General features: G+C 54.8%; 25 protein-coding genes and 13 pseudogenes. 4 read left to right on the forward strand and 34 right to left on the reverse strand.

All coding sequences use genetic code 11. From position 1 onward, the window contains the following. Positions 1-57 precede the first annotated feature (57 nt). The 3 genes from ACF8EA_RS10335 to ACF8EA_RS10345 all read right to left on the reverse strand — a co-directional run bounded on the left by ACF8EA_RS10335 (position 58) and on the right by ACF8EA_RS10345 (position 3,020). On the reverse strand, positions 58-1,476 hold the full coding sequence (locus ACF8EA_RS10335; protein ID WP_021785060.1) for a short-chain fatty acid transporter: 1,419 nt from the start codon (positions 1,474-1,476) through the stop codon (positions 58-60). A 153-nt stretch (positions 1,477-1,629) separates the two neighbouring features. Further along, the gene (locus ACF8EA_RS10340; RefSeq protein ID WP_021785059.1) at positions 1,630-2,286 is read right to left on the reverse strand and encodes a CoA transferase subunit B; all 657 of its coding nucleotides are present in this window, start codon (positions 2,284-2,286) and stop codon (positions 1,630-1,632) included. 35 nt (positions 2,287-2,321) lie between these two features. Continuing rightward, on the reverse strand, positions 2,322-3,020 hold the full coding sequence (locus ACF8EA_RS10345) for a CoA transferase subunit A (protein ID WP_020192902.1): 699 nt from the start codon (positions 3,018-3,020) through the stop codon (positions 2,322-2,324). Between the two features lie 140 nt (positions 3,021-3,160). Here ACF8EA_RS10345 and ACF8EA_RS10350 point away from each other — a divergent pair, with 140 nt between their 5' ends. Both ACF8EA_RS10350 and ACF8EA_RS10355 read left to right on the forward strand, forming a co-directional pair. Then, positions 3,161-4,066 carry a LysR family transcriptional regulator gene (locus ACF8EA_RS10350; protein ID WP_021785058.1) on the forward strand — a complete coding sequence of 302 codons (906 nt, stop codon included), beginning with the start codon at positions 3,161-3,163 and terminating at the stop codon, positions 4,064-4,066. Further along, positions 4,054-4,875, forward strand: a complete 822-nt coding sequence (locus ACF8EA_RS10355) for an aldo/keto reductase (protein ID WP_392521925.1) — start codon at positions 4,054-4,056, stop codon at positions 4,873-4,875. Before ACF8EA_RS10350 ends, ACF8EA_RS10355 begins: the two co-directional genes overlap by 13 nt. 149 nt (positions 4,876-5,024) lie before the next feature. On the opposite strand, the gene ACF8EA_RS10360 is transcribed toward ACF8EA_RS10355, so the two are convergent. From ACF8EA_RS10360 to lexA, 4 genes are read right to left on the reverse strand one after another with little or no spacing between them, the layout of a single operon-like run. Next, on the reverse strand, positions 5,025-8,105 hold the full coding sequence (locus tag ACF8EA_RS10360) for an error-prone DNA polymerase (RefSeq protein ID WP_392521926.1): 3,081 nt from the start codon (positions 8,103-8,105) through the stop codon (positions 5,025-5,027). Further along, the gene (locus ACF8EA_RS10365) at positions 8,102-9,520 is read right to left on the reverse strand and encodes a DNA polymerase Y family protein (protein WP_021785055.1); all 1,419 of its coding nucleotides are present in this window, start codon (positions 9,518-9,520) and stop codon (positions 8,102-8,104) included. Before ACF8EA_RS10365 ends, ACF8EA_RS10360 begins: the two co-directional genes overlap by 4 nt. Positions 9,521-9,526: 6 nt before the next feature. Further along, positions 9,527-10,147 carry a translesion DNA synthesis-associated protein ImuA gene (imuA, locus tag ACF8EA_RS10370; RefSeq protein WP_021785054.1) on the reverse strand — a complete coding sequence of 207 codons (621 nt, stop codon included), beginning with the start codon at positions 10,145-10,147 and terminating at the stop codon, positions 9,527-9,529. Next, a complete protein-coding gene (gene lexA / locus ACF8EA_RS10375; protein WP_021785053.1) occupies positions 10,147-10,764 on the reverse strand; it encodes a transcriptional repressor LexA in 618 nt (205 codons plus the stop codon). The genes imuA and lexA overlap by 1 nt, the downstream gene beginning before the upstream one ends. 91 nt (positions 10,765-10,855) lie before the next feature. Between lexA and ACF8EA_RS10380 the strand changes: the two genes are divergently transcribed. Beyond that, on the forward strand, positions 10,856-11,512 hold the full coding sequence (locus ACF8EA_RS10380) for an HAD family phosphatase (protein WP_021785052.1): 657 nt from the start codon (positions 10,856-10,858) through the stop codon (positions 11,510-11,512). Between the two features lie 156 nt (positions 11,513-11,668). Here ACF8EA_RS10380 and ACF8EA_RS10385 read toward each other — a convergent pair. The 25 genes and pseudogenes from ACF8EA_RS10385 to ACF8EA_RS10505 all read right to left on the reverse strand — a co-directional run. Further along, positions 11,669-11,776: pseudogene (locus ACF8EA_RS10385) on the reverse strand (IclR family transcriptional regulator); the annotation flags it as partial. A gap of 65 nt (positions 11,777-11,841) precedes the next feature. Further along, positions 11,842-12,038 (reverse strand): annotated as a pseudogene (locus tag ACF8EA_RS10390) (hypothetical protein); the annotation flags it as partial. Between the two features lie 379 nt (positions 12,039-12,417). Further along, complete coding sequence (locus tag ACF8EA_RS10395; RefSeq protein ID WP_275967251.1) at positions 12,418-12,690, reverse strand: hypothetical protein; 273 nt, start codon at positions 12,688-12,690, stop codon at positions 12,418-12,420. A gap of 513 nt (positions 12,691-13,203) precedes the next feature. Further along, a complete protein-coding gene (locus ACF8EA_RS10400) occupies positions 13,204-13,671 on the reverse strand; it encodes an Imm26 family immunity protein (RefSeq protein WP_028697001.1) in 468 nt (155 codons plus the stop codon). 65 nt (positions 13,672-13,736) lie between these two features. Further along, positions 13,737-14,330 carry a hypothetical protein gene (locus tag ACF8EA_RS10405; protein WP_392521927.1) on the reverse strand — a complete coding sequence of 198 codons (594 nt, stop codon included), beginning with the start codon at positions 14,328-14,330 and terminating at the stop codon, positions 13,737-13,739. Between the two features lie 63 nt (positions 14,331-14,393). Then, the gene (locus ACF8EA_RS10410) at positions 14,394-14,777 is read right to left on the reverse strand and encodes a hypothetical protein (protein WP_103444362.1); all 384 of its coding nucleotides are present in this window, start codon (positions 14,775-14,777) and stop codon (positions 14,394-14,396) included. After that, positions 14,770-14,874 (reverse strand): annotated as a pseudogene (locus tag ACF8EA_RS10415) (hypothetical protein); the annotation flags it as partial. The pseudogene ACF8EA_RS10415 and the gene ACF8EA_RS10410, both read right to left, overlap by 8 nt. Then, a pseudogene (locus tag ACF8EA_RS10420) lies at positions 14,858-14,956 on the reverse strand (hypothetical protein); the annotation flags it as partial. The pseudogenes ACF8EA_RS10415 and ACF8EA_RS10420, both read right to left, overlap by 17 nt. Before the next feature lie 121 nt (positions 14,957-15,077). Continuing rightward, positions 15,078-15,557, reverse strand: coding sequence for a hypothetical protein (locus ACF8EA_RS10425; protein WP_021785045.1), 480 nt, complete (start codon positions 15,555-15,557; stop codon positions 15,078-15,080). Between the two features lies 1 nt (position 15,558). After that, positions 15,559-16,035: pseudogene (locus ACF8EA_RS10430) on the reverse strand (RHS repeat-associated core domain-containing protein); the annotation flags it as partial. Continuing rightward, on the reverse strand, positions 15,975-16,193 hold the full coding sequence (locus tag ACF8EA_RS10435; RefSeq protein WP_021785043.1) for a hypothetical protein: 219 nt from the start codon (positions 16,191-16,193) through the stop codon (positions 15,975-15,977). The gene ACF8EA_RS10435 and the pseudogene ACF8EA_RS10430, both read right to left, overlap by 61 nt. Before the next feature lie 115 nt (positions 16,194-16,308). Further along, positions 16,309-16,839: a DUF4303 domain-containing protein gene (locus ACF8EA_RS10440; RefSeq protein ID WP_392521928.1), complete on the reverse strand. Its 531-nt coding sequence runs from the start codon at positions 16,837-16,839 to the stop codon at positions 16,309-16,311. 37 nt (positions 16,840-16,876) lie between these two features. Next, a pseudogene (locus tag ACF8EA_RS10445) lies at positions 16,877-17,056 on the reverse strand (hypothetical protein); the annotation flags it as partial. A 118-nt stretch (positions 17,057-17,174) separates the two neighbouring features. Next, positions 17,175-17,606, reverse strand: a complete 432-nt coding sequence (locus ACF8EA_RS10450) for an NTF2 fold immunity protein (RefSeq protein WP_392521929.1) — start codon at positions 17,604-17,606, stop codon at positions 17,175-17,177. 400 nt (positions 17,607-18,006) lie between these two features. Next, positions 18,007-18,592: pseudogene (locus ACF8EA_RS10455) on the reverse strand (RHS domain-containing protein); the annotation flags it as partial. A gap of 208 nt (positions 18,593-18,800) precedes the next feature. After that, the gene (locus ACF8EA_RS10460; RefSeq protein WP_103462531.1) at positions 18,801-19,211 is read right to left on the reverse strand and encodes an immunity 22 family protein; all 411 of its coding nucleotides are present in this window, start codon (positions 19,209-19,211) and stop codon (positions 18,801-18,803) included. Positions 19,212-19,867: 656 nt separating this feature from the next. After that, positions 19,868-20,227, reverse strand: a complete 360-nt coding sequence (locus ACF8EA_RS10465; protein ID WP_392521930.1) for a hypothetical protein — start codon at positions 20,225-20,227, stop codon at positions 19,868-19,870. Positions 20,228-20,406: 179 nt separating this feature from the next. Beyond that, positions 20,407-20,982: pseudogene (locus tag ACF8EA_RS10470) on the reverse strand (NTF2 fold immunity protein); the annotation flags it as partial. Positions 20,983-21,389: 407 nt separating this feature from the next. Then, positions 21,390-21,740, reverse strand: coding sequence for a hypothetical protein (locus ACF8EA_RS10475; protein WP_275967260.1), 351 nt, complete (start codon positions 21,738-21,740; stop codon positions 21,390-21,392). 50 nt (positions 21,741-21,790) lie between these two features. Then, positions 21,791-22,116: pseudogene (locus ACF8EA_RS10480) on the reverse strand (RHS repeat domain-containing protein); the annotation flags it as partial. 34 nt (positions 22,117-22,150) lie between these two features. Next, positions 22,151-22,428: pseudogene (locus ACF8EA_RS10485) on the reverse strand (hypothetical protein); the annotation flags it as partial. A 164-nt stretch (positions 22,429-22,592) separates the two neighbouring features. Then, entirely contained in the window at positions 22,593-23,195 is a 603-nt protein-coding gene (locus ACF8EA_RS10490; RefSeq protein ID WP_392521931.1) for a suppressor of fused domain protein, read from the reverse strand. 180 nt (positions 23,196-23,375) lie between these two features. Continuing rightward, positions 23,376-23,546 (reverse strand): hypothetical protein, encoded by a 171-nt coding sequence (locus tag ACF8EA_RS10495; protein WP_392521933.1) that lies wholly within the window; start codon positions 23,544-23,546, stop codon positions 23,376-23,378. Between the two features lie 231 nt (positions 23,547-23,777). Further along, on the reverse strand, positions 23,778-24,266 hold the full coding sequence (locus tag ACF8EA_RS10500; protein ID WP_392521935.1) for a hypothetical protein: 489 nt from the start codon (positions 24,264-24,266) through the stop codon (positions 23,778-23,780). Between the two features lie 78 nt (positions 24,267-24,344). Beyond that, positions 24,345-24,974: pseudogene (locus tag ACF8EA_RS10505) on the reverse strand (type VI secretion system Vgr family protein); the annotation flags it as partial. 317 nt (positions 24,975-25,291) lie between these two features. Between ACF8EA_RS10505 and ACF8EA_RS10510 the strand changes: the two are divergent. Then, positions 25,292-25,489: pseudogene (locus ACF8EA_RS10510) on the forward strand (transposase); the annotation flags it as partial. Here ACF8EA_RS10510 and ACF8EA_RS10515 read toward each other — a convergent pair. Both ACF8EA_RS10515 and ACF8EA_RS10520 read right to left on the reverse strand, forming a co-directional pair. Further along, positions 25,475-25,856 (reverse strand): annotated as a pseudogene (locus ACF8EA_RS10515) (phage late control D family protein); the annotation flags it as partial. The pseudogenes ACF8EA_RS10510 and ACF8EA_RS10515 overlap by 15 nt on opposite strands. 123 nt (positions 25,857-25,979) lie before the next feature. Then, positions 25,980-26,498 (reverse strand): hypothetical protein, encoded by a 519-nt coding sequence (locus ACF8EA_RS10520; RefSeq protein ID WP_392521937.1) that lies wholly within the window; start codon positions 26,496-26,498, stop codon positions 25,980-25,982. Between the last annotated feature and the right edge of the window lie 267 nt (positions 26,499-26,765).

The raw sequence follows: 26,765 nt of genomic DNA on the forward strand, positions 1-26,765 counted from the left end.
CTGAGGCAGCCATGATACGCGTCTAATAGCTGACGCCAAGCCTGCAGAGGCCTTGAATCAAGGCATCACTGGCGGTACGTACTGCAGCGTTGTACCCAACGCCCACAGCAACACCAGCACCAACGGCACATGCACCAGCAATTGCACGAACGAGAACCCGATCAGGTCGCGCGCCTTGAGCCCCAGCACGCCCAGCAGCGGTAGCATGTAGAACGGGTTGATCAGGTTCGGCAAGGCTTCGGCCGCGTTGTAGATCTGCACCGCCCACCCCAGGTGGTACTGCAGGTCGTTGGCCACCAGCATCACGTAAGGGGCTTCGATGATCCACTTGCCACCGCCTGAAGGGATGAAGAAGCCCAGCACCGCGGAATACACGCCCATCAGCACGGCATACGTGTCGTGGGTGGCAATCTGGGTGAAGAACAGTGAAATATGGTGGGCCAGCGTCTGTTCATCGACTCCCTTCACCTGGGTGAGGATGGCGGCGATCGAACCATACAGCGGGAACTGGATCAGCACACCGGTGGTGGTCGGTACCGCACGCGCCACCGCGTCAAGGAAGCTGCGTGGGCGCCAGTGCAGCAAAGCACCGAGCATGATGAACAACAGGTTGTAGGTGTTGAGCCCCGAGATGGCGGTAATCGCGGGTTTTGTCGCAAACTCCTGATAGAGCCAGCCAGCAGCCAAGGCCACCAACAGCAGGATCAGGATCGGGCTGTGTTCCAGCCACTCCCCCGGGCGCGTGCGTTGCGTGGCGGGTGGCGCTGTGAAGCTGGGGTCGACACCGCAGTCTTCGGCGCTACGTGCGCTGTTCGGGCCCGGCGCGGTGGCGTAGGCGATCACCAGCGAGACCACCACCAGCGCCGCCAGCATCACGCCGGACTGCCAGAGAAAGATGGTTTCGGTAAACGGAATCACCCCGGTTATCGACAGGATTGAAGGTGGCAGGCTGGCCGGGTTGGCCTGCAACTGCGCCGCCGAGGATGACAGGCCCAGCGCCCACACCGCACCCAGGCCCAGATAAGCCGCCGCACCCGCTGCGCGGTAATCCATCTTCAGGTCGGTACGCCTCGCCAGGGCGCGTACCAACAAGCCTCCAAACACCAGCGACAGCCCCCAGTTGAGCAAGGAGGCCAGCATCGAGATCAGTGCTACCCAGCACACTGCCGAGCGCCCATTGCCGGGGATGCGCGCCAGGCGATCGATCAGCCTCGCGGCGGGCGGCGAGCTGGCCACCACATAACCGCCGATGACCACGAAGGCCATCTGCATGGTGAACGGTATCAGGCTCCAGAAACCGTCGCCAAAAGCCTTGGCGGTGTCGGTCGGTTTGGCGCCCATGGCCAGTGCGCCAATACACACCAGCAGTACCGCCAACGCGGCGAACACCCAGGAGTCGGGGAACCAGCGTTCAGCCCAGTTGGAGCAGCGCAAGGCAAAGCGCGCGGAGCGGCTGTCTTGAATTTCAGCGGCCACGGTGAATTCCTTTTATTGGTTTTATGAGATGAAGCGGTATTGCCAGGCAACGCAAAAAACCTGTGGGAACGGGCTTACCCGCGAATGCCTCGGTACATAGACCGCCGCATTCGCGGGTAAGCCCGTTCCCACAGGGTGAGATCACGTCATGCCTTAGAAGGTCATTTCCTTCACATCATCCGGCACGATCAGCTTGCCGGCGGTTTTCTCGATAATTTCCTCAACGCTGACCCCAGGTGCGGTCTCGCGCAGGATGAAGGCGCCGTCTTCGATTTCCAGGTAGGCCAGGTCGGTCAACACCTTGCGGATGCAGCCAGCACCGGTCAGCGGCAGGCTGCACTGCGGCAGCAACTTGGACTCGCCGTCCTTGGAGGCGTGGGTCATGGTGACGATGATGTTCTCGGCGCCGGCCACCAGGTCCATGGCCCCACCCATGCCCTTGACCAGCTTGCCCGGAATCATCCACGAGGCGATGTTGCCCTGCACGTCCACCTCGAAAGCGCCCAGTACAGTCAGGTCGACGTGGCCGCCACGGATCATGGCGAACGATTGTGCCGAATCGAAGATCGAGGCGCCGCGGCGGGCGGTGACAGTTTGCTTGCCGGCGTTGATCATGTCGGCATCGAGGGTGCTTTCGGTCGGGAATTCGCCCATGCCGAGCAAGCCGTTTTCCGATTGCAGCATCACATCCATGTCGGCGGGTACATAGTTGGCCACCAAAGTGGGGATGCCGATGCCCAGATTGACGTAGTAACCGTCCTTCAGTTCACGGGCAACGCGTTGCGCCATCTGTTCGCGGGTCAGTGCCATGGTCAGGATCTCTTTATTGTTCGGGTGGATGGCGCTCAGGCCTTGACGGTGCGCTTTTCGATACGCTTTTCGAAGGTGCCGACGATGACACGGTCCACGTAGATGCCCGGGGTGTGGATTTCGCTTGGCAGCAGCACGCCGGGCTCGACGATTTCTTCCACTTCGACCACGGTGATCTTGCCGGCGGTGGCCGCCAGCGGGTTGAAGTTTTGCGCAGTGTTGCGGTAAACCACGTTGCCGTAGTGGTCGGCCTTCCAGCCCTTGACGATGGCGAAGTCACCGGTGATGGATTCTTCCAGGATGTACTTGCGGCCCTTGAACTCGCGGACTTCCTTGCCGTCGGCAACCGGGGTGCCATAGCCAGTGGCGGTGTAGAACGCCGGGATGCCGGCACCACCTGCGCGCATTTTCTCGGCGAGGGTGCCCTGTGGGGTCAGTTCCACTTCCAGCTCGCCACTGAGCAACTGGCGTTCGAACTCGGCGTTTTCGCCCACGTAGGAGGCGATCATCTTGCGAATTTGCCGGTCTTCCAGCAGCACGCCCAGACCAAAACCGTCCACACCGCAGTTGTTGGAGACCACGGTCAGGCCCTTGACGCCACGCCGCTTGATTTCGCTGATAAGGTTTTCCGGGATGCCGCACAGGCCGAAACCACCGGCCAGTACCGTCATGTTGTCGCTCAGGCCTTCGAGGGCCTGTTCATAGGTTGCAACGCGCTTGTCCAGTCCGGCCATGCTGATCCGCCTTTTGTAGTTGTTTAACCGACGAGGCTGTCGGTGAGCGTGTGCAGACATCTTCACCGCAAGCGACTGATTTGTTAATTTTGTTTTCGTCATCGATTGATAATTTTTACAAAACAAACGATAGGCCCGACATGAACGTCAAACAATTGCGCGCCTTTGTCGCCGTGGCCAAGTACCAGAGCTTCGCCCAGGCCGGTGAACACCTGCACGTTTCGCAGCCGGCACTGAGCCTGACCATCAAGGCGCTGGAAGAAAACCTCGGCGGCGCCCTGCTCAGCCGCACCACGCGCAGCGTCAGCCTGACTGCCGAAGGCGAAGTGCTGTTGCCACTGGCACGCCGCCTGCTGGCCGACTGGGACGACACCGAAGAGATGCTGCGCCAGCGCTTCACCCTGCAATTGGGCCGTGTGTCGGTGGCGGCCATGCCGGCTTTTGCCGGCAACCTGTTGCCCCACTCGCTCAAGGTGTTTCGCCAGCGCTACCCCAAGGTCAACGTCACGGTGCACGACGTGATCAACGAACAGGTACAGGAACTGGTACGCCATCGTCGCGTCGAACTGGGCATCGGCTTCGAGCCGGATAACATCGATGGGCTGGACTTCCATCCGTTGTACATGGACCGCTTCGTTGCGGTAGTGGCCGCCGACTCACCCTTGGCACTGCTGCCCCAGGTCAGCTGGGCACAGCTGATGGCCGAAGATTTCGTGGCCCTGCAGCGCCCTTCGGCAGTGCGCCTGCTGATGGAGCAGAATGTGGCGGCCCGCCACGGCAAGCTGGCAGTCGCGTTCGAAAGCCACCAGCTGACGACCATCGGCCGCATGGTTGCCAGCGGCCTGGGGGTCAGTGCCGTGCCGGCGCTGTGCATCAACCAGATGCAGGAACTGGGTGCCCGCTGCGTCACCTTGGTCGAGCCCACTGTCGAGCGGCGCATCGGCGTGATTGCCCTCAGCGAGCACAAGCTTTCCACTGCAGCGCAAGCACTGCTTGAGGTGCTTCTTTCCAATACCCGGATCCCGGAGGTGACATGCGATACGTAAATCTGGCAGGCACGAGTGTTCCAGCCATCGGCCAAGGCACTTGGTACATGGGCGAAGACCCAGGTCGCAAGGCTGCCGAAGTCGCGGCGCTGCAACAGGGCATCGAGCTGGGCCTGAACCTGATCGACACCGCCGAGATGTATGCCGAAGGGGGGGCAGAAGAGGTCGTAGGTCAAGCCATTGCCGGGCGCCGCGACCAGGTATTTCTGGTCAGCAAGGTCTACCCGCACAATGCCAGCCTGCGCGGCATGGCGGCTGCCTGCGAACGCAGCCTCACCCGGCTGGGCACCGACTGCATCGACCTGTACCTGCTGCACTGGCGTGGTCAGCACCCGCTGGAGGAAACCGTCGAAGGCTTCGAGCGCTTGCGCGAGCAAGGCAAGATCAAGCGTTGGGGCGTGTCCAACTTCGACGTCGACGACTTGCGCGAACTGCACAACCCTGATTGTGCAACCAACCAGGTGTTGTACAACCCGGCCCAGCGTGGCATCGAATTCGACTTGCTACCGTGGTGCGAAAAACGTGGCTTGCCAACCATGGCCTACTGCCCGCTGGCTCAGGCCGGGCGCTTGTTGCAGCACCCGGTACTGGCGGAAATCGCAGAGCGTCATGGCGCCACACCGGCCCAGGTCAGCCTGGCCTGGGTGACCCGCGATGACGGCGTGATCGCCATCCCCAAGGCGGTGGCGCCCGAGCACGTGCGGCTCAATGCAGCAGCGGGAGCGCTGACCTTGACCAGCGAAGACCTGCGGGCGATCGATAAGGCGTTCCCTGCACCGACGCACAAGCAACGGTTGGCGATGGTGTAACCGGCGAGCACAAGCTGGACCAGTAGATGGCCTCTGTGGGCGCGGGCATGCCCGCGAACACCGGCAAGGCCGGTGCCCTGCAACGCGGTGGCTGCTTCGCGGGCTCGCCCGCTCCCACAGGGACCGCGCAAGTACAGAGCGTTGGGGTTTCAGTGGAAATCCCGGCTGCGTACATCCAGCCCTTGCAGCAGCGGACTCACATCCTCCAACCGCCGAGCAATCAGGTGCCGCACCCCATTCTCCTGCTCCAGCCGCCCACTGACCTTGAGCAACTGCGAACCCACCAGCGCCCGCCGCTGCCGTTCGGCCAGCGCACGCCACACCACCACGTTGACCATGCCATGTTCGTCCTCCAGGGTAACGAAGGTCACACCGCTGGCGGTTTGAGGCCGTTGCCGGCCCACCACCAGCCCGGCCACAGCAATGTTGTCGCCATGCTCCACACCCTGTAATTCACTGGAGCTGCGACACCCCAGTGCCCTCAGACGAGCGCGCAACAGGGCCAGTGGATGTGGGCCAAGCGTAGTGCCGAGGGTTTGATAATCGGCCATCAGGTCCTCGCCCACGGTTGGCACGGGCAATTGCACCGGTTCTTCAGGCAAGGCCTGCACATCGGCGAACAACGGCAGCTGCGGCTGCACCGCCGCCACCTGCCAGCGCGCCTGATGCCGATCGCTGGCCAAGGCGCGCAGCGCCCCGCCATCAGCCAGGCGGGCACGGGCCCGAGCGTCCAGGCCGGCGCGCAGGCATAGGTCTTCGACGTTGCGCCACGGCCGCTGCGCCCTCGCCTGCTGCACGCGCCTGGCATCGGCTTCGGCCAGGCCACGCACCAGCCGCAGCCCCATGCGAATGGCCAGGGTGCCTTCAGCATCAGGCTCCAGGGTGCAGTCCCAGTCGCTGTGGCAGACATCAACCGGCCGAACCTCGATACCTTGGCGGCGAGCCTCTTGCAGCAGCTGATCAGGGCTGTAGAAGCCCATCGGCCAACTGTTGACCAACGCACAGGTGAAAATCGCCGGCTCATGGCACTTCAGCCAACTGCTGGCATAGCACAGCAAGGCAAAGCTGGCCGCATGCGACTCAGGGAAGCCATAGCTGCCAAACCCCTTGATCTGCTCAAAGATGCGCTCGGCAAACGCCAGCGTGTAACCATTGCGCAACATGCCCTGCACCAGCCGTTCGCGGTGCGGTTCCAGCCCGCCGTGGCGCTTCCAGGCTGCCATGCTGCGGCGCAACTGGTCAGCCTCGCCCGGGGTATAGTCGGCCGCGACCATCGCCAGTTCCATCACCTGCTCCTGGAACAGCGGCACGCCCAAGGTACGTTCGAACACTTCCTTCAGTTGCGGCGACGGATACGTCACCGGCTCCTGCTTCAAGCGCCGGCGCAGGTACGGGTGCACCATGTCACCCTGAATCGGCCCGGGGCGGACGATGGCGACCTCGATGACCAGGTCGTAGAACTTTTGGGGCTGCAGCCGCGGCAACATGGCCATTTGCGCGCGTGACTCGATCTGGAACACGCCCATGGTCTCGGCACGGCTGATCATGGCGTAGGTGGCCGGGTCTTCGCTGGGGATGGTCGCCAGGGTCAGGTGCCGGCCACGGTGGTGTTGCAGCAGGTCGAAGCAGCGGCGCAAGGCGCTGAGCATGCCCAACGCCAGTACGTCGACCTTGAGCAGGCCGACCATGTCCAGGTCATCCTTGTCCCACTGGATCACCGTGCGCTCCGGCATCGCGGCATTCTCCACCGGCACCAGCTGGTCGAGCGGTTGCTGGGAGATGACAAAACCGCCCGGGTGCTGTGACAGGTGCCGAGGGAAGCCGATCAGTTCGCCGGCCAGCACCAGCACCCGCCGCAACGAAGGGCTGCCCGCTTCGAAACCGGCTTCTGCCAGGCGCTGGTCATCGGGTATGCGATCGCTCCAGCGGCCACAACATTTGGCCAGGGCATCCACCTGGTCGGCGGGTAGCCCCAGCACCCGCGCCACATCCCGCACCGCACCGGCGGCATGGTAGGTGTTGACTACCGCAGTGAGCGCCGCCCGGTGTCGGCCATAGCGACGGAACACATACTGGATCACCTCCTCGCGCCGGTCGTGCTCGAAGTCCACGTCGATGTCCGGCGGCTCGTTGCGCTCGCGCGACAGGAAGCGCTCGAACAGCAGGTGGTGTTTCATGGGGTCAAGCTCGGTGATGCCCAGCACGAAGCATACCACCGAGTTGGCTGCCGACCCCCGGCCCTGGCATAGGATGCGCTGGCTGCGGGCGAAGGCGACAATGTCGTGCACTGTCAGGAAGTAACTTTCGTAGCCCAGCTCTTCGATCAGCCCCAGTTCCTTGGCAAGCACATCCCGCACTTTGCCACTTGGCCCGCCTGGCCAGCGCAGCGGCATGCCTTGCTCGCACAATTCGCGCAGCCAGCTTGCCGGGGTATGCCCCTCGGGCACCAGTTCGCGTGGGTACTGGTAGCTCAGTTCGCTCAGGTCAAACTGGCAGCGCCGGGCAATGACCAGGGTCTCGGCCAGCAGGTCGAGCGGATACAGCTCGGCCAGTTGCGCCTGGCTGCGCAGGTGCCGTTCACCATTGGCAAACAGAAAGCGCCCGGCCTCGCTCACCTGGCAATGCTGGCGGATGGCGGTCATGCAGTCCTGCAAGGCACGGCGGCCACGCACGTGCATGTGCACGTCGCCACAGGCCACGGTGCGAATGCCTACATCAGCCGCCAGCGCCTGCAACCGTTGCAGGCGCATGGCATCGTCACTGCCCCGGTGCAGATGCACGGCCAGCCACAGGCGCTCAGCGAACACACTGCGCAGCCACGCGCCGGTAGCGGTATCGCCACTGTCAGCGGCCACCCACAGGGCCAGCAGGCCTTGGTGGTGCAGCAACAGGTCATCACGAAACAGCTGGTACGCACCCTTCTCTGCCCGCCGGCGGGCACGGGTGATCAGGGCGCACAGGTTCTGGTAGCCGGTCAGGTTCTCGACCAGCAGCACCAGCTTGGGCCCGTCGCACAGTTGCACCTCGCTGCCAACGATCAGCCGCAACTGGTGCACCTTGGCTGCCTGCCAGGCGCGCACGATACCGGCCAGCGTGCATTCGTCAGTGATCGCCAACGCCTGGTAGCCCTGCTCGCGCGCACGCCGGAACAGCTCGTCGGCGCTCGATGCACCGCGCTGGAAGCTGAAGTTGGAAAGGCAATGCAGCTCGGCATAACCCGGGGTGTTCATGCGAACCAACCCTGCAGCCAAAGCGGGCCGGCCTGGCTCAGGTCGCGGTAGGCCCAGCCGCGCAAGCCGTCACGGGTTTCGATGCGGTAGTAGTCGCGCCGCACATCGCCGCCATCCCACCAACCTGATTCGATACGTTCGGCGTAGCCCTGCACCTGGTAGGCGGCGTCATCCAGCGCGATCGGTGCCGACAACAGCCAGCCCGGGCGGCTGCCCGGTGCAACCGGCATGTTGCCTTGGGCACCCTGCTCTACCAAGTGCCAGGCGCATTCGGGGCGGTGATCGGCTGCTGCGCCAAGCCCCTTGACGGCCTCATCCCCCAGGCGGGCGCGCAGCCGCTCACGCAACTGCGCCCAGGGTTGCGCCTGTTGCGCCCGCGGGTCGAACAACGCCTGATGCTGTGGCACGAAGGGTGGCAAGTCTTCGGCAACCAGCCGCAGGTTGCGCACCGGTGCGGGTATGCGCAGCGGCTCAAGGCGCGCGCGGGCCAGCTCGAACAGCATCGCAGCATCGCGTTCCGCCGCCAGCAGGCCCACCTTGAGCAGGGTATCCGGCCCCTCGGCGTGCTCCAGATGCAGGCAGAAGCGCTGCACGCCACAGTCTCGCCCGGCCAGAAAGGCAGCAAGGTCGTTGAGCATGCGCCGCAGCGGGAACAACAGCGCCTGGTGCGACTCGACGTCGAAGTTGAGTTCCAGCCGGGTTTCGAAACGGTCCGGTGGCTGGTAGAAATCCAGCCCCAGGTTGCGCAGGCCGAGCAACTGATCGAGGTGCAGCTGCACCTGGGCCGCAAAGCGCCTGGCCAAGGTATCGCGCGGCAAGGCCAAAACCTGGCCCAGCTGGTGCAAGCCCATGCGGGCAAACGCTTCGGCCGCCTCTGCCGGCAGGCCGACGCGCGTGATGGGCATGCCAAGCAGCGCCGCTCGGGTGGCGTCGACATCGCCCACGGCCAGGCCATCGTGGCCATTGGCGAGCATGCGAGCAGCCACCGGGTTGCTGGCCAGGACAATGCGTTGACGCAGGCCCAGTTCTGCCAGCTCCTGACGCAGACGCGCCTCGAACAAGGGCCAGGGCCCGAATAGTTGCAGGCTGGAACCCACTTCCAGCAGCAGCGCCCGTGGGTAATGCAGGCTGACCTGGGCGCTGAAGCGGTAGGCCCAGGCCGCCAACAGCTGCTGCACCTGATCGATGCGTTTGGGGTCGGCTTCGACACAGGTGAAGCCATCAGCCAAGGCACGCGCTGCGGTCAGGGTTTGCCCGGCCCGCAGGCCCAGTGCAGCGGCCGCCGGATTGACTGCCTGCAACAGGCGACGCTGGGTCGGCCCGCCAATCAGCACCAAAGGCGTGTCAGGGTCGTCACGCTCACGCAGGACGGTGTCCAGCGCAAGCTGCGGGAGCAGGATGCAGGCCCAGAGCATGGTGCATCAGCCCCGCCCCGGGCAGGGAATAGGCAGCGCTGGAGGCATGCCACCCCGGCTTTTCAGCACGCGCCATTGCGCCGGGCGTGTGTCGACTGCAATGCGCAGCGCTGCGGGTGAAGGGTTGTGCGACGCCTGCTGCGGCCTGCAGGCGAACGCCAGTGCCTGCCCGGTTTCGGCCGCTACCTGCAAGCGCCGCAGGGCGCGGTCATCGGCACGCTCCGGCCAGCACAGCACCGCCGCGCAACTGCCCGAGCGCAGGCACTGCTCTGCAGCCCACAGGGCATCGGCAGGCTCGGCATCCACCTGTACCAGCCAGCGCAGGTCCACCCCCGCTGCCTGCCAGGCCGGTGCATAGGGGATGAAAGGTGGAGCCACCAGCACCACTCTGCTGGCTTCTGCGCTCAGCCGGGCGAGGGTTGGCCACAGCAACTGCAATTCGCCACAGCCGGGGTTGGCCAGCAACAGCTCGCTCAGTGCTGCCGCTGGCCAGCCACCTTCCGGCAAACGTTCGTCGAGTGCCGCATGGCCGGTGGGCTGCAGCCCGAGCGGTCGCGCCTGGGCCTGCCGGCCGCGCCATACCCGGCGCTGTTCCAGCAGCCTGTCGAGGTCGACCACGGCGCCCATCAGTCACGCCTCAGCAAGCCGCAAAACACGCCTTCGATGAAAAAGTCCTGTTCGGGCTGCACATCGATCGGCGCATAGGCTGGGTTGCGTGGCAACAGCCGGTAAGTGCCGCCTTGGCGTTGCAGGCGCTTGATGGTCACTTCGCCGTCCAGGCGCGCAACCACGATTTGCCCGTCGCGGGCGTCGGCCTGTTGCAGGATGCCGACCAGGTCACCGTCAAAGATGCCGTCGCCGATCATCGAGTCGCCCCGCACCTTCAGCAGGTAGTCGGGGGTACGGCGGAACAGGCTGGGGTCGAGCAGCAACTGCTCGTGGATGTCCAGGTCCGGGCCGATGGGGGCACCTGCCGCCACCTGGCCCAGCACGGGTACTTCGAGGATTTCTGGTCGACGCAGTGGTTCGGCCAGGCGTATGCCCCGGGCCTGGTTTGGCGTGACATCGATGTAACCGGCCTGGCACAGGGCGGTGATGTGCTTGCGTGCAACGCTGCGCGAGGCAAAACCGAAGCGCGTGGCGATATCCGCCAGGCTCGGCGGCTGACCATGCTCGGCAATGCGCTCACGGATGAATTCGAAAATGGCGCGGCGTTTGGGGGTAAGAGTGTCCATGGAGCACATTTGTACTCTTTTCGGAGCACGCTGAACAGCCCCCTTCGTCGTCAGCTTTGGTTATGATCCCTTGGCTTGTGTTTTTTCATCTGGATATCCCATGCTGACCGCCCTGCTGTTCGACCTTGACGGTACCCTCACCGACACTGACACCCTGCACCTGCAGGCCTTTCGCCAACTGCTGCGTGAACACGATGGCCGCGAGCTGAGCCAGGCGCAGTTCGATGCCCAGGTCAGCGGCCGCGCCAACGGCGAGCTGTTCGCCGAGCTGTTCAGCGGCGCCAGTGTCGAACAGTGCCAGGCGTTGGCCGACCGCAAGGAAGCGCTGTTCCGCGCAATGTCGCCGTCGCTTGAACCGATGCCGGGCCTGTTGCGCCTGCTGGAGCATGCCCAGGCCCATGACATCGGCATGTGTGTGGTGACCAACGCACCGCGGCTGAACGCCGAGCACATGCTGAACGCCATGGGCCTTGGCCAGCACTTTGAACATGTGCTGGTGGCCGAAGAGCTGGCACGGCCCAAACCTGACCCGCTGCCCTACCTCACCGGCCTGCAGCGGCTGGGTGCCGAGGCCGGGCAAGCGCTGGCCTTCGAGGACTCATTGCCGGGGACGGCCGCGGCCAGTAGCGCGGGGATCTTTACCGTGGGCGTGGCCACGACGCAGACGCCGGAGCGGTTGCTGGCAGCGGGAGCCAGGCTGGTTGTCGATGATTTCAATGATGCGGCGTTGTGGGCGCTGATCGAGCGTATGGCTTGAGATGTGGGATGTGTTTGAGACTGAGTGCCGCAGGGGCGGCGCCCGGTCTCGGCACAAACACGAACTCCAGGTCGTACCTCTCGCCCCCCTGCCGAGCGCCAAGAGTGGCCATGTCTGGAGCAGCCTCGTGCTGTTAAAAGGCCCGTGCAGAAGCACTCATGGTGCCAAGGCCCGCTGCACTTCACTCACAGTGGTCGCCAAGCTGCTCAGGTGCAAGCTCGACACCCGCTCCACCGGCGCCTGATCCAGCGGCCGTTGCAAGGCGCTGCGCTTTCCACCAGGCGTCGCTTGAAACGCAACTGGCGGTCACCGAATAGGCGTCGCGCACACAGCCGCGCGAGATGTCCACCGACGTTGAAACTGAAACGCCGGGTCAGGTTATCCACCGGCACTTCTTCGCTGAGCTGGTCGAAGCGTCGTAGGCAAGGCTGTACGTGCCGTTGTTCTCGTTGACCAGTGCGGCCAGGCGCAAGGCCTTGTCGTACTCGTAGCGAAGCCGCTGGCCCTTGGCGTTCTGGCGGCTGCTCACGCGAAGTACACTGCAACTGTGAGGTCTGGGCCTTGCATTTATATCAAGGAAATCGCTGTTCTTCATAACCATTAGGAAAGACATTTATTATACTCACCAACTCGCCGGACTCATATTTGAAATTCACGTCGAAGTCACTAAATACAGATTCAACATGCTCTTTTTGCCGAACATGTATTTTTTCTAGGCGAGAATCAACGTAGACATAATTTGACTCACTACATCCGTACTGGCCCCAATTCATGCTTTTCACCACCGCGCCCTCTTCAAGCAATGAAGTCGAAACATTCCTGAGCTTTCCGCTACTGGCAAAACAGATCCGCTCAATACATCCGCCACTATAGCGATAGAACTCCTTATTGATGATATTTTCAGACTACCCATAAATCTCAACAAAGATCACCTTGTCATACTCATCCAAATGATACAGATGAGTATTTTTAATATGAACTGGAATTTTCTTTAAAACTTTCCCTTTCTTAAAGCCGGCCCGCTCGATCTCATATGGGATGACGTTATATAACGTCCCCTTGCTTATTACTATTTTTCTCGCTCTGGATAAAGCCTCAGACAAACAAGAAGACAGGACCTCCTCTGCTCGAGATTCAATCTTTAAATATCTTCCTTCAAGATCTTTCAAGTTATTCATGCTTTGTCCAATCCAGAATATATTCCATGGGCAATTTCAGAATCGATCATATCCAACACGCTCAAGAAGTCACCACTCTTATCTATATCGTCCAGACGATCTACTTATAAGCATTGGTGTGAATGCTTGCATGATTGGGTAGGACGATGTTCACCCAGGTTCAACTGGTGCAGATGCCCGCAGCCATATTACAAGTAGTTGAGGCTGCGATTATCCGTCGGGTCGTACTGGTGACGACGATGGATCGAATCGTAAGCATAGACTACCAGCAGCGACGTTAACGCCGAGGCAGTTGGAGAGTTTACCGCTGTTTAATTCAAGCGAACAACCGGGATGATACTTGTTGCTTAGTATTATTCATTCGAAAATACCATTAGGGAAATTCTGGAGAATCTCTTTTCGTACAAAGCCTACAACGGCGCCCTCAACAGACTTAATTAAACGCTTTTGCTGGACCCACTTAAAGGCAGCAGAGCCAGAAGAACACACACCATTAAAGATCAACTTAAATCTTCAGCCAAAATACCGAAACATTTCTTTCACGTCTTTGTCGCCCATCGGGGAATAGGACGGGTAGTCACGCTTACTTCCCGTCAAAGAGGTCTCATTATCAAAAATATCAACAAGCCTCACATTATCAGCCACGCCGTACACATACCTCACCGACTCTTGATTTGACGGCCTATAATCCGATTCGTAAGCAACAATTCTCCAGTCACCCTCAGCCTTACGATCAAAAAGCGAATAAGAATCTAATATGACAGGGTCACCCAAGCGCTCGAAAGAAACTGAATCAACCACAGGAACAGTAAGAACCTTGTCAAAAATCTCCACTACATGGCCAAGGCTATTTGGGGTCATAATGCGACCAACCCCATATTTTTTGGAGCCTAATGCGAAGCAAAATATATCCCCGCTTTTTATTTTTTTATAACTTGTTTTTATTCTTTCTTCCCACTCATAAACCTTAAGCGACGTCATCCGCAACCTCTTCATGGCACTTCTACACCTGAGACACAACAAACAATCACGCATAAATTCGACAGCTAGACTTTGTAAAGGTGCACTTTTGAATTTTTGTCGTAAAAATACAAGCCAACCACGCTTTCGCCATCTCGCTCAATGAATATTTCTGTACCAGGAGCACTATTGCTTGCATAAGCAAGCATTGATACTATCCGTGCTGCTTCACACCTATATTCATAGCACCAATATTCACCATCGTCCTCCAGGCGGCATGATATATCTGGGACTCGATTCTCAAATATGACCCCAGACGCCCTAATAGCCTTTCCTTCATCGTCAAAGCGGACTGAATAGGTCGACTGCCCCTCCACCTGATATATCTCAGCCTCTATTACTGTAGAGTTCACACCATATATATCAGACTTATAAAGGCCATGCTGCTCAGAATAATAGAACTTAAAGCAATTTTTTTTATTCTTTGGCTCAGCGCTTAGCATGGGAGACGGAGTCACCCCAGCCAGTTCCAACCCATAAGGCAATATAGAAAGGCTTGGCCCCCTAGACCATTTTACTTCTTCGCTTGTTATGCGCTGCATGCCTGTACTTTCAGAAAGCCCCATATCAAGCTTAGATTTTAAAATCCCAAGCAAATCCTTAAATTTATCAGGAATCACGACCACCTCCTAACAGCAAAATTTTACCGCTATTTAGTTGTTCAACACATAAGACAAACCATTCTAAACAACCAACTCAACTGCGCTACCATTAAAAAGTTCCTGCAACGCTTCTCGCAAGGAAGAAATCCGCCCTGCCAGCTCTAAAACTCCTTCATCAAATTTCACAAGGATGCTTGAACCACCCAAGCTATCAATGAACGGCGGCTTGACCTCAACCCTAAGACCACTTTCCTCCAAGACTAATTTTTTTATAGCGCCCGCCATTTCATAGGTTGCGCCCGAAACTTGCAACCCAATACCATCATCAACACTCAAATTATCTTCATCATCTAAGCGAGTCATTATCAGATAATTTACAGGATCAACACCGCCCTCACCAATGGCAACCACTAAAACATCGTTTTCTTCATAGCACTCGATGCTTGACGCGACGAAATTATTCATAGAACCCTACATCCCTAACCGCCCCAGAACCAGATACTGCATGAGTAGCGAGGGTGTTCTTTGAAACCCCTACTGCTGCCTCATCTGGCGTCATATTTCCACGTTGCCAAACACCAGTCGCCTTTCACATTGCCGCTGCTGTCGTACAAAGTTGCAATCGCATTATGTGTTCCCTTGCCGGATCCAAATGAAAGCCCAGCGGGTCAACATAGACACTTGGATGTATCTATTGAAAACGTTCCCCACCCCAACACCAGCAACCTAAAGCCCCCATTACAAACGCCCGCTCCAAAAACCAATCTAGATAACAATCAATTTATCCTTTGAATATCCAACGGGCCATCTGCCAGAACAATATAACTCAACCACCCTCAACCAGACACTGTCTTCCCCATAGTAGCACTCAGAGACATACTGGCGAAACGCAAAACAAGCCGCGTTTCTAGCAGCCACACTAAAGTCATGCGCACCCGACAAGAACTTATCTTTGGGGACATTCCTTACCGACTTCAGTACAGCTTTACTTACTCCAAGCCTAAGATCAAGCAAATCCTTAGGCGGCTTCGGAAAAAACTTGAACGGATCATCTTGAGTGGGAGTGGTCGGTAACCACTCAAGGTCTTCATAAGCACCAAGAAATTCAGCCTCTACCGGTTCAACAAAGACCTTAAACACGCTCTCTATATATATAACATTTTCAAATTTATCAGCCACCTCCCCCATCTTAGAAAAAAAGTTCGCACGCCCAATTTCATCAATCAGGTTTTGAAAATCCAGCATTTTAAACCCTCAAATCTGTCATGGCGCGCGGCAGCAAGGCTTTCCTGCAGCTTACCAGCCCTAGCGGATCAACACACCCAGTGGGTTCCGGCCCATATTTATAAAAATTACTACCGCCTTCAAGCCCAATTGGTTCCTAAGTAATGAACATCTCAGTTTCAGGACCATAATAAAGAAGAGTATTATAGTTAAGATTGATTTCACTATCAAAATACTGCCCTTAACGATTGTGCCGTCTCTGTCCGTCAGTTCCAGCGGCGTACCAACCTGGTCCGTATGGAAGTAATAGACCTTCTGCCCTTCCCCCTTCAACCTGATCAACCCGCGCCAACGGCGCATAGCTACCCGGCTCGGACAGGTACACCTCCCGGTGCAGGACGTCGCGCTCCATGTCACTGGTCACCTGCCCATCCAGGTTCAGCTGGTGCAAGTGACCGCTGCCATAGTACGGCTGATTGACCTTGCGCCCATCCGGCAGGTTCCACGCTCGCACAGCGTGTGGAGCTCCGGCCGCTCGGCATTTCCGCCTTGGGTTTCCCAGCGATAATGCCAGCCCAGGTCCAGGGCGTTGTGGGTCGCCATCAGGCCCTCGGCGTTGCTGAAGCTGCGCACGGGGTCGCCGTTGCGGTTGATCACCGCGCTCAGCCGGCCGTGAGCGCTCTCACCAAATACAAAGCCGAATGTTGATGCCCGATACTATGCTCGCGATTTTGTGTAGCCCGCCCGCCATTAAGCGCCCCAGCAACAGCGCTCACCCATCAAATCTTCTGATAAAATAGTTATATTCTTCCGAAGAGTTGAGCAGTTCAGCTGTTTTATTTTCAAGCTCTTCTGCACCATCATCATCCGTAACAGTGACAAATAGCATCGGCTCCTGAATCTTAAAGCATGAAAAGAAACCTTCCCTACGCAGAGAGCTTAAAACATTAACCATGAGCGAGAGCAGCCTTTCTTTAAAACGTAAGATATCGCTTCGGTCACTTGCCTCTCTCAGGTCCTTACAAATATCTTTGAAATACTCCCCCTTCCACCCCTCGTATTTCCATTCTGAAGAAGCCCACTTATAGTAGGGCATCAACTCTTCACGCTCTTCTTCACCTTCCCCCTTAAGTTTCTCCTCAAGTGCCTCAACGGAATTAACCGCAACCGCCATGGTCATAGCGCTACTATCCGTATAAAGCGCGCAAGCGTAGAACTGCTCATCCGGATGTTCCACACTCAAATCTTGCAGAGCTTTTGTCACCAAGGTTAAAGCCGTGCTCTCTAATGCCTGCCAATTCATTGCACTCTCCTGTTCAGTTCGACATCATCGACAACCAATTGTTCTCGTTGACCAACGCGGTCAGGCGAATGGCCCTGTCGTACTCGTAGCGACTCTGTAGACGCTGCAGGTAAAGGTTTCCGTGGTGTCGTCCGGGTGGCTGATGCGCTGCACTTCGCCGTCGGGCTTGCGCTCCAGCGTGGGTGGTCTGATTACGCGCATTAGTTACGCTAGTCAGATCACATACAAAATAAGAATTTGCAAGAAGATGATAGTTCTCCCCAGGCGATTACATAAACGAAACCACATAACAAACAAACCAATTAAAACTTCTTTCAAACCAAAAGCACGAATCCTTACAGCGGAGAACGACGCCATCTATCATCAAAGCTTAAAACTTCTTTTTTCTTTATTTTCCAGTAGCCACCTTTAGACACTAAATACATCTTGGAGCACGTTTCAGCACCTTTAGTTTGCTGCACTCGAACTGTCAGCATTTTTTCATCACCACCCAGAAGCTCTAACTCATCAGTCGCAGGATCATAAGTGGCAGGCTTAGTGCACCCAAGATCCATGAGGCGCCCGTAGTTAAATTTATCCTTGACTGAATATCTATCAAGTATTTCTTCAAGCTTTCTTGCGTATTTATCTTTTAGCTCAAGATCTTCTACTCCCTGAACCAGATTTTTTTTACGCTGATCAAAAAACTCAATCTCCCAGCAGTTCATTTCCCTCATGAAAGCTATCAGTTCACCAGGAGGGGTCATCACTACATTTTCCTTGGTCATGTTAATTCCCTAAAACACCTTCAAGGATATTCTCACCTTGACGATGTGCGTCATAGGTTATGAAAGTCGATCGCTTGCCACCATTACCATACACGAAGTTTAGCTCTACATCCACAACGCCATTTTTTCTTAATGACATTAGCAATTTGCGCTTCAAATACTTTAGATTGGCTACGATTAGCCCCCTTTAACAGAGGGTGCACGCCGTCATTACCACTCCCCAATCTAAAAGCCTGCCAATTAAATGCACTGTATCATCATCAGAGTTCCACATCATTCGAGCCCACGCTCTGGACGTGGCGTTAGTTGCTCCACCACCTTGATTCACATCGTTTAAAGTGATGATTGCGGTTGCTTTTAGGCGTTGACCTGCCGGCCCTGTCACACCATTAGTCCTCACACACGAACCTAATGGGTTAAGCCAGCCCGAGGAACTGGGCGCATTATTGTAAAGGTTTGAACTACCTAGTAAGCCTATTGGATCTTGCGTAATGAATAGTGCCACATCAGGGTCATAGTCCCGAAAGGTATTATAATGTAGCCAGGATTCATCCTCATTGTACTGCCTTGGATAACTCAGATTCTGGTCTGACCTGTTTGATCGACAAAGTTTCTATCGCGCCCCAAGACCGATACGTTGCCTGCCAAACGATCTTGCCGTTGCTGTCCGTCAACTCCAACGGCGTACCAATCTGATCCGTATGGAAGTAATAGACCTTCTGTTCTTTCCCTTCAGCCTGATCAACCCGCGCCAACGGCCATAGCTACCCGGCTCGTACAGGTACAGGTGTTCTGCCCAGGCGTCTCTGCGTGCAGCATTCGCAATGCCTTGCCAGAGAAAGCGCTTCTGCTAAACCTCACCATTGATTTCAGCCCGCTTGGCCACCCGCCGTCCCAGGCTGTCATACCGGTACTGCCCGGTGCCCCTCCAGTCTGCCACTGACATACATTTCAGCTTTAACCAGCCGATTCTCACGGTCATATGCAGTAGAAGAAAAACATTGCCTCTACCTATACCGCGGCAGAGTCAACTAACCCATTAGTTATTAAAGATTACATCTTTAGCATCTTAATATCTGCAACAGAGGTTTTAAATCAATAACACATACCTGCACATCCAAAATCAGATCCGAACACTAAAAATACTGACACAGAACGCCAACCCCAGGCACCTCGGCACCTATGTCGAGCTTATCATTCACCTTCATATAATCCCGCATACTTCAAGCCATTATAATTCGACTTTAGGGGCTTGGAAATATTCGTACCGCCATCGGAGTACCAAAAAATTGCATTAGCCTTAGCAACACCAAGCCTCAAGCACTCTGCCTTTAAATCCTCAATACAACTGGAGTCAACCGCAGATTCAATCAAGATTTCATCTAAACTCACCTCCTCCGCTTTCCTTGGGATGATCCCGATGAAATCCTCGTCATACCATCTCACACCAATATCTCTGCAAAACCCACAAACCTTGTATGCCGGATCATCCAAATCCACAGAATAGTCCAACTCGAAATACTTTAGGTAGTCATCCTCCGAAGAGAAATTTACACCTACCCAAACATGAATTTTTTCATACCGCTCAATATCATAAGAATTCATTTAGCATGCTCCTGGCTTCATGGACTTGCTGTGATCTGGATCGATTACGCTAAGCGCTTGGGCCTTGCTTTGCGCGCCATTCAATTCTTTAATTAAATTATTATGGAGCAGCCTTCCCGCTCTACTATCATGGTGCAGGTCGTCCGGTACAGGACTACCATGTTTGTCTGTCACACCAACAAAAGTAACATATCTAGTCGGCACCGTCGCCCCCTTAATTTCTTTATCGGTAAAACCAAATTCTTTTGCCTTCGACGCTATAGAGACAGGAAACGTTCCATGTTTACCTCCTGGTTCCGAAGGGCAATTTCTACAGCTTTTATTATTAACAATATCTTGAACCGAGGCGCTATTAAACCCCGCTATCAAAACCATCCTTCACCGTTAAAGATTATGCCACCAAACGCTTACAACAAAATTTGTGCAGAAAGTAATTCTCGAAAAACTCGAAGACAAGATATCTAATCCTTAAACTGCACTCCGCGAACCGAGGCATTTTCAAAAATAGACTTGACGCGAGCAGTCACCACAATTACGGGGCTTTCCTCTTCAGCCCTAACGACATCACTAGAAAGTATTGTCTCATCATCCAAAACTATCTTGCTGAACCATCTAGGACCATCTGGAAGATAGCTAAGCAAGGGTTCGCTAACGGACTATTTCAAGTTAAAAACTGGAGACTTATCAGTCACATTTAACACTTTGTAACCAGCATAGGAAACCTCACCTATCAGTAGATTCGCATCCACAAACTGAACACCAGAAATATTTTCTGCCTTCATTAATTCGTAGAGCCGCGGCGAAATCAAATTGGGCCCATCACTGTAAAAAAAATCATAGCTCAGTAGTTTGGAGACACTGACCCTTTTTGATCCCTCGAAGCAGACTTTTATATCCTTGCTAACAGCCACGCCATCTTTAAAAACCCCAGATTCTTCACCTGACAACATCTTTATCTTCAGCCAATAACTCTCAGGATAATCATCTGAAATGGAAAGTATAAAGTTTTTAGCCACAATCTGACCCTCTAACAGAACCTTTATTCAGCATCGTTTAACCTGCGCACAGACCCTTTCTCTCATCAACCATGACTCCGTGGATAGCCTTTTGGTAATCCGCTTTGGACCAGTCGTTTTTTGCCGTATTCGTGTATGAATATTCACTTCCCCTGCCCGCATTGCTGCATGATTGGACAACTTATGTATCTACCGACTTTCGGATCGTAGTAGCCAAACTTGTTATAGCGCAGTTCCGTTTCGCTATCCAAGTACTGGCCCTGGAATCGAAGGTTCTGTTCCACCTCGCCGACAGTCAGATACTCTATCGCACCCCACTAAACATAAGTTCTCTGCCACTTCTCCCCATTTTGCAGATCTCGCCTGCTGACCTTGCATGTCTCACCGTCCATGATAAAAGTTAACCTAAAGGAAGCACACAGCCCTGTTTTCTTCCTGATAATAACAGACACTGTACTTCCATTGCTCTCACACACCTCAACCTCATCATTAACTAAATCATATTCAGGATATCTGCCACATACTATATTTTCCACGCGATCATAGTTGCGACCTTCGTCTACGACATATTTTTTAAAAATTTTCAAAAGATCACTTTTCACGCTTCGATCAAGGGCTTCTCCTAATGAATCGTCCGAAAAAGCTTCCAAACTTTTTTTGTAGCCCAACGTCTCCCACTCGCACATGGCGGCCATAAAACCTAACAACGCATCTCGAAAGTCACCACGCAAGTTAGTTGCTAAATATTTCTCCATCAACTAGATCACCGTTTTTAAAAACATTATAGAGAGCCTTAGTTGGCCTTGTCCCGCCGGCCCAGTTTCCAACACATCTTTTGCAATTTGTTTTTCAAAATCTCTAAACAAACCGCGGTTGAGCTCGGCAATCAGTCGACCAACCGCATCGCGCTCGAACAGCGTCTCGCGTAGCGGCTGCTCGCCATTTGCGCCATAACCGATTTCATCAACGCAGGTCAGATGCCTGCCCTCGTTGTAGCTGAAACGCCGGGGCAGGTTATCCCCCCATCGGTCCCGCCACCAGATGCTGACGCTAGTTGTGTTAGACCGTGATTTACCCGAACAGTCGCGGAAAGCTCGACCTAAGCAAAGACGTACCGCAAAGTGCTCACACAGGCTAGAAAAAGAGGAAATCGCTCAAAAATTTAGCCGTAAATATTTTCTTCTTGAGCCTTCTCAATAAAAATATCCATAAAATCACCTTGGATCTCCTCCCCATCACAGGTAACAACAAACTCCCCCTCTAAATCATTTGGAAAGTGCACCCCGTCGAGAGCACCCAACACCACCGAAGCACTATCTGTGATAATAATTTTAAAAAAATCAAACACATCGGCCCTCTGAGCATCACTCAAAACAGCCAAAGAATTTCTCGCCCTCGCATAAGGGTCCACATCATCATTTACTGGTTTACTTAGAGACGTCTTATACCTCTCGAAGTTACTCCCAAACAACTCATCAAACACAGCAAACACAAATTTTTTATCCGGCGTCATACCTTACTCCTTATCAGCGCACTTCTGGGCACATGGATTTATTAAGAGATATTAGGCGCGTACTGGTAAAGATTATTTCCTCCAAATAATCTAATCGGGTCCTGTGATAAAACCGCCCCACCTCAGGATCGTATTACCGAACCGTGTTGTAGTGCAGCCCGGTCTCGTCGTCAAAGTATTGCCACTAAAACCTCAGATTCTGCTCGACTTCATTGACCGCCAGCTGCTCAATCGTTCCCCAAGACTGATAAGTCGCCTGCCAAACGATCTCGCCCTCGCTATTGGTCAGCTCGAGCGGCGTACCGATCTGATCGGTATGGAAGTAATAAAACTTTTGCTCCTGCCCTTCAGCCTGATCGACCTGCGCCAGTGGCGGCTCGATCAGGTTGCCCCAAGGATCGTAGCGATACGCCGTCGGTGTGGCTGAGTACCCGACCGTAGACGTTGTAGGTGAATGTTTCCGGGATACCGTCCGGGTGACTAATGCGCTGCACCTCGCCGTCGGGCTTGCGCTCCAGCGTGGCGGTCTGGTTCAGCGCGTCCGTCACCGCGACCAGGTGCTGGCGCTCGTCATAGCGCTAATACGTGCTCTTGCCCGAGCAGTCCGGTATCGCTCCACCTGGCCCAGGGCGTTCCACCACAGGTACTTGGACTTGTAGGTCGCGTCGATAATGGTGACCCGCAGGCCAGCTTAGCCGTTGAGTCGTTTACTGCCAGGCGAGCCCAAATCCAAGCCAACAATGTTGCCCTACTCGTAAAGCGCGCGGCCAAGCATGCCGATTTCCCGGCTGATGCCAGGCGTCGAAGCCAATATCCCGCATAGCAAGCTTACTAGTCTTACGCTGCTTAAAATCATTTAACCCGGGTCAAATTAACAGGCAACCGATCATAATCAAGCGTATTTATTTCTTGCTCCGACAATAAATCATCGAATGCATCTCCGCCGAACTTTTCGACGAAGGCACGCTCTTCTTCATAAATGGCGACACACTGCAACCAATTCACTTTAAGCGAAGCAAATTCAAGCTGCGGAAAGTAAGCATCGTTCCACATAAAAGGGACCGTCAAATAAACATGAGGCATTTTTGGCGACTTAATATAATCCTTGAAAACATCAACGATCACATCCCCTGGCATTACCGAGCTTTGAAGTTTTATAATGGAAAAAGCAGCAGAAGCCAAAGCATTTTCCCAGAAAGCCTCTTCAGTCAACGCCCCGGCACAGAGCTCTATACGAGTAGGAAATTCCTCGCCACTGCTACTAAATAGTGAAACTTCTGACAGCCCTATCGTACCTATAGACTTAACACCCGCATGCAAAGAGTCAAGCGTAGTAAGCAAATCTACCGAAATACTTTTAGAATCATCATAGTAAGCTTGAACCTTAAGTTCGCCCCCAAAAATTTTCAGGGCGTGCCTAGCTACTGCCTTACACTGCTCGCTCGGAATAGTCATGTATGGACCAAAATAGAGTTCAGATTTAATCCCCCCAAAAAAGGGGAACTCTTGCCCATAGTGACTGCCTTGATTGAATTCGTCAAGAAACTCTTTCCTGGGAAGGCCTCGTTCTTCGGTACTTCTAACATGTTTTAATGCGCGTAACCTGGCTCATGGCCCATATCCCAAGGTTCGCTTTTATTCATTAGTGTACTCGAGCTTTTCTTCCATGATCCCGAGCTGCTTGCCAGTCCCGGTTGTTTGCCGCTCGATACTCAACAACCGGTCGCCATCGTCATAAGCAAATGTCTGCGTTGCATTGCTGTTGATCTTGGCGACCAAACGGCCAATGGTATCGCGCTCGAACACCGTGTGCCGCTGAGGGTTTCCCAGCGGTAGTGGCCACCTTCGGTGCAGACCTGTAGCAGTGCTGCCAAAGAGGTGGCGCCCTTCCTATGAAAGACGCAATTTCTGAATTAAGGATTTATAGAGACATCGGGGCTTTCGCCCCGAATATTACCTAACATGTTATTAAAGAGCTACGGACGCCCGCAAAAATACAATATTAGCGAATTCAAACAAAACCAACCATAGCGACAGTCAGCGCCACCCAAGACCTGTCAACTTGATTATTTGATCAGTATATTTTTTGGCATGTGGGATTCTACACAACTTAATATATACCAGCAGGCATTCACGACCAGACATCGCCAATGCAAACTCAATAAGATTGGTCAACAAAAAACCTTGTGAATATTTCCCAAGCGAAAGAGTTTTACTTCTTTCGTCGCCAGAAGGTTCTGCGCCAACGGGATACCCTTCCTCATCCTCATCCTCTTCATCTGAAAGTGCTTGAAACTTAGAAAGAGAATACTGCTTTATAAGATCCATTTTATTTGTCAAGATAGACATCAAGTCATCAATATCAACCTTTGCCTTGACAATCTTAGCAGAGTCGAGACGAGCGAATACTTCTTCATATTCCGGCTCAACCTCAATACCTGTAGCGTCGACTAGCTCCGCAAGTAACTCCCTATAAGCAGACGACCCAACCAGATTCGCCGCCAATGAACCGCTATTGATTACCATAATCAACTCCTTTAATTACTCTAATCAAGTCAGACCCTACATGCCTAAACTGGTCGACAGCCTCATGTTCCCATGCTGGGCTGGCGGTAATCGAAGGTGCGGCTGCTCGGGGATGTCCACCAGCGTGCTGGAGTCATCGCAGATGATCATGGTGTGGCCTTCGGCGGTGTGCTCGAAGTAGTAGAACATCCCCTCTTCCTTCAGCAGGCGCTGGACGAAGTTGAAGTCGGTCTCGCGGTACTGGGTAATGTAGGTATAGCGCTTCTGCGGGCGGGTCAGGCGGAACTCATGACGGACGAACGCCGGGCACAGGGCGAATACTTCGGTTACCACCTCCGCGACCGTGTTGCCCTGGAAGATCCGCGTGTCGAAGCGGTTCTTGAGCATCGAGAACCACGGGTCGAGGGTAGCGGTGTAGCGCGCCATGCCGCCGTCGCTGGCGATGCGTGTGAGGTAACCGGTGATGTAGCGCGGGTCGCCTTCGGACAACTCGATTTCGATGCTGACGTGCAGCCCCATCATGGATTTGAGTGGTACGCCGGAGTCTTCGCAGACCAGCACCAGTTCGTAGTTGAACGCCCGCGACAGGCCCTCGACGCCCTTGAAGGTTTCTAGCAGCAGTTGCCGCTCGGGATTGGCCAGGTTGTGGACCTTGAACAGGCGGCGGTTCTGCGGCGACAGCAGCGCGGAGGCGAGGTCCATGATCATGCGAATCTCCTTGAAAACACGGCCAGCACGCTAACGCGGTGCTCAGCTACAACTCTGATGGTGCGGGCGTATCCTGCAGACGCGCGTGTCGCGCAAGCTGTACTGGATCATGCGACTGCCTGCTCCAGGAAAAGTGCCACCATGCATCGAACTTGATGCGACCTGGTTCACATTCCCGAATGCCGGGCAGGCAGAACTGCCCAAAGGAAACACCGGCAAAAACTACCCTGTCAACACGCTGCTGGGGATCAACCTGAATCGCCCCTGGTTTCATAGACACTTCCACGCCTCATAATGAGGCCCAAATAGGAGGTGCCATGAGTCGTCAGCGTTACCCCGAAGAATTAAAGATCGAAGCGGTCAAGCAAGTGACCGAGAAAGGTAAACCTGTCGCCGATGTCGCCCAGCGCTTGGGCATGTCCGTGCACAGCCTCTACGCCTGGATCAAGGTCTACAGCAAGCCCCAAGAGCAGCGTCAGCAAGACGACGATCAGCAGGCCGAACTTCGCAAGCTCCTCCAGCTGGCGCTGGACGAAGTTGAAGTCGGTTTCACGGTACTGGGGTGACGTAGGTGTAGCGCTTCTGAGGGCGGGTCAGGCGGAACTCGTGACGAGAGAACGCCGGGCACAGGGCGAACACCTCGGTAACCACTTCCTCGACCGTGTTGCCCTAGAAGATCCGCGTGTCGACGCGGTTCTTCAGCATCGAGAACCACGGGTTGAGGTTAGCGGAATAGCGTGCCATGCCGCCGTCGCTGCCGATGCTGGCAAAGCGTGTGAGGTAGCCGGTTATGTACTGAGCGCCACCTTCGGCCAGCTCGATTCGGATACTGACGTGCTTGCCCGGCATCGACTTCAGCGGTACGCCGGAGTCTTCGGCAATCTCGCCAGGGCCAGTGTTAAAATAGAAAGTAAAACATCCGACCGCCTCAAAGCCAGCGGTCGTCACCTAAAACTTGCATTTTAAAGACCGCCAATCCCAGTAACTTCTGCCTAGTAAACCCCATCATCCAGCAAAAACAAAACCGTTCAAAGCCTCGACCAATTGAGAATACGTGAGTACTTCTTCATCTTTCCGGTTACGAACTAGAGCAAACACCTCTTTTTTTGGAGACAGGACTTCCACCACTTCGCCCTTATAGTTTGTAATCTCAATAAATCCATTAATCACACCACCGAGATTCTCTATCTCCGATAATAGTGTAGGGTACTTCATCAACACGCCAGCCTCATCGGTGCCGGTTTCAGTCCCTGGATTATCAAAATACACTTTAATTTTAGGACAAACCTTCCTACTCCAACGAAAGACAGGAATCATACGCTGAATCATTTCTTTAAATTCACCCTCAGATTCGCCTCCCGAAAACTCACACCGATGTATAGGAATACAAAGATGCAAGTTCTCTCGTTTAGCCTCCAGCCGTCCTTTCAAGCTGCCGTGATAAGTATTGGGCACAACCAACACATGAGTAAACTCATACTTATTCGGAGCAATATCAAATATTATAGTCTTATCCTGGCTCAAGGAGTCAGGCGCCTGCTCAACAACCTCCAAAGAAAACTCTCTGTCACTTACGCCCTCAGATATAACCAGCAGGTCTCTCCTATCTGCACTTTTCAAACAATATTCATAAACTACTTTGGGAAGCTTGTGCTGAAAAAAATAGCAACCGGCGTATTAATCCACGCAAGCAAAGGACTGCAATAAGTCACCTTTAGAGAACATACCAACCTCACTCATCGTCTCGCCCTCATGCCCTATGGCGATCAGGTCGCAAAAACGAAATCGACT

Origin of the sequence: Pseudomonas sp. YQ_5 (genome assembly GCF_043103305.1) — a bacterium.
Classification (GTDB): Bacteria; Pseudomonadota; Gammaproteobacteria; order Pseudomonadales; family Pseudomonadaceae; genus Aquipseudomonas; species Aquipseudomonas putida_Y.

Excerpts from the sequence above, each read along its gene's own strand:
- ACF8EA_RS10340 (WP_021785059.1), bottom strand. The coding sequence starts at position 2,286 with ATGGCACTGACCCGCGAACAGATGGCGCAACGCGTTGCCCGTGAACTG.
- ACF8EA_RS10345 (WP_020192902.1), bottom strand. The coding sequence starts at position 3,020 with ATGGCCGGACTGGACAAGCGCGTTGCAACCTATGAACAGGCCCTCGAA.
- ACF8EA_RS10350 (WP_021785058.1), top strand. The coding sequence starts at position 3,161 with ATGAACGTCAAACAATTGCGCGCCTTTGTCGCCGTGGCCAAGTACCAG.
- ACF8EA_RS10355 (WP_392521925.1), top strand. The coding sequence starts at position 4,054 with ATGCGATACGTAAATCTGGCAGGCACGAGTGTTCCAGCCATCGGCCAA.
- ACF8EA_RS10360 (WP_392521926.1), bottom strand. The coding sequence starts at position 8,105 with ATGAACACCCCGGGTTATGCCGAGCTGCATTGCCTTTCCAACTTCAGC.
- ACF8EA_RS10365 (WP_021785055.1), bottom strand. The coding sequence starts at position 9,520 with ATGCTCTGGGCCTGCATCCTGCTCCCGCAGCTTGCGCTGGACACCGTC.
- imuA (WP_021785054.1), bottom strand. The coding sequence starts at position 10,147 with ATGGGCGCCGTGGTCGACCTCGACAGGCTGCTGGAACAGCGCCGGGTA.
- lexA (WP_021785053.1), bottom strand. The coding sequence starts at position 10,764 with ATGTGCTCCATGGACACTCTTACCCCCAAACGCCGCGCCATTTTCGAA.
- ACF8EA_RS10380 (WP_021785052.1), top strand. The coding sequence starts at position 10,856 with ATGCTGACCGCCCTGCTGTTCGACCTTGACGGTACCCTCACCGACACT.
- ACF8EA_RS10395 (WP_275967251.1), bottom strand. The coding sequence starts at position 12,690 with ATGAATAACTTGAAAGATCTTGAAGGAAGATATTTAAAGATTGAATCT.
- ACF8EA_RS10400 (WP_028697001.1), bottom strand. The coding sequence starts at position 13,671 with ATGACGTCGCTTAAGGTTTATGAGTGGGAAGAAAGAATAAAAACAAGT.
- ACF8EA_RS10410 (WP_103444362.1), bottom strand. The coding sequence starts at position 14,777 with ATGAATAATTTCGTCGCGTCAAGCATCGAGTGCTATGAAGAAAACGAT.
- ACF8EA_RS10425 (WP_021785045.1), bottom strand. The coding sequence starts at position 15,557 with ATGCTGGATTTTCAAAACCTGATTGATGAAATTGGGCGTGCGAACTTT.
- ACF8EA_RS10440 (WP_392521928.1), bottom strand. The coding sequence starts at position 16,839 with ATGAATTGGCAGGCATTAGAGAGCACGGCTTTAACCTTGGTGACAAAA.
- ACF8EA_RS10450 (WP_392521929.1), bottom strand. The coding sequence starts at position 17,606 with ATGACCAAGGAAAATGTAGTGATGACCCCTCCTGGTGAACTGATAGCT.
- ACF8EA_RS10460 (WP_103462531.1), bottom strand. The coding sequence starts at position 19,211 with ATGAATTCTTATGATATTGAGCGGTATGAAAAAATTCATGTTTGGGTA.
- ACF8EA_RS10475 (WP_275967260.1), bottom strand. The coding sequence starts at position 21,740 with ATGACGCCGGATAAAAAATTTGTGTTTGCTGTGTTTGATGAGTTGTTT.
- ACF8EA_RS10490 (WP_392521931.1), bottom strand. The coding sequence starts at position 23,195 with ATGACTATTCCGAGCGAGCAGTGTAAGGCAGTAGCTAGGCACGCCCTG.
- ACF8EA_RS10500 (WP_392521935.1), bottom strand. The coding sequence starts at position 24,266 with ATGGTAATCAATAGCGGTTCATTGGCGGCGAATCTGGTTGGGTCGTCT.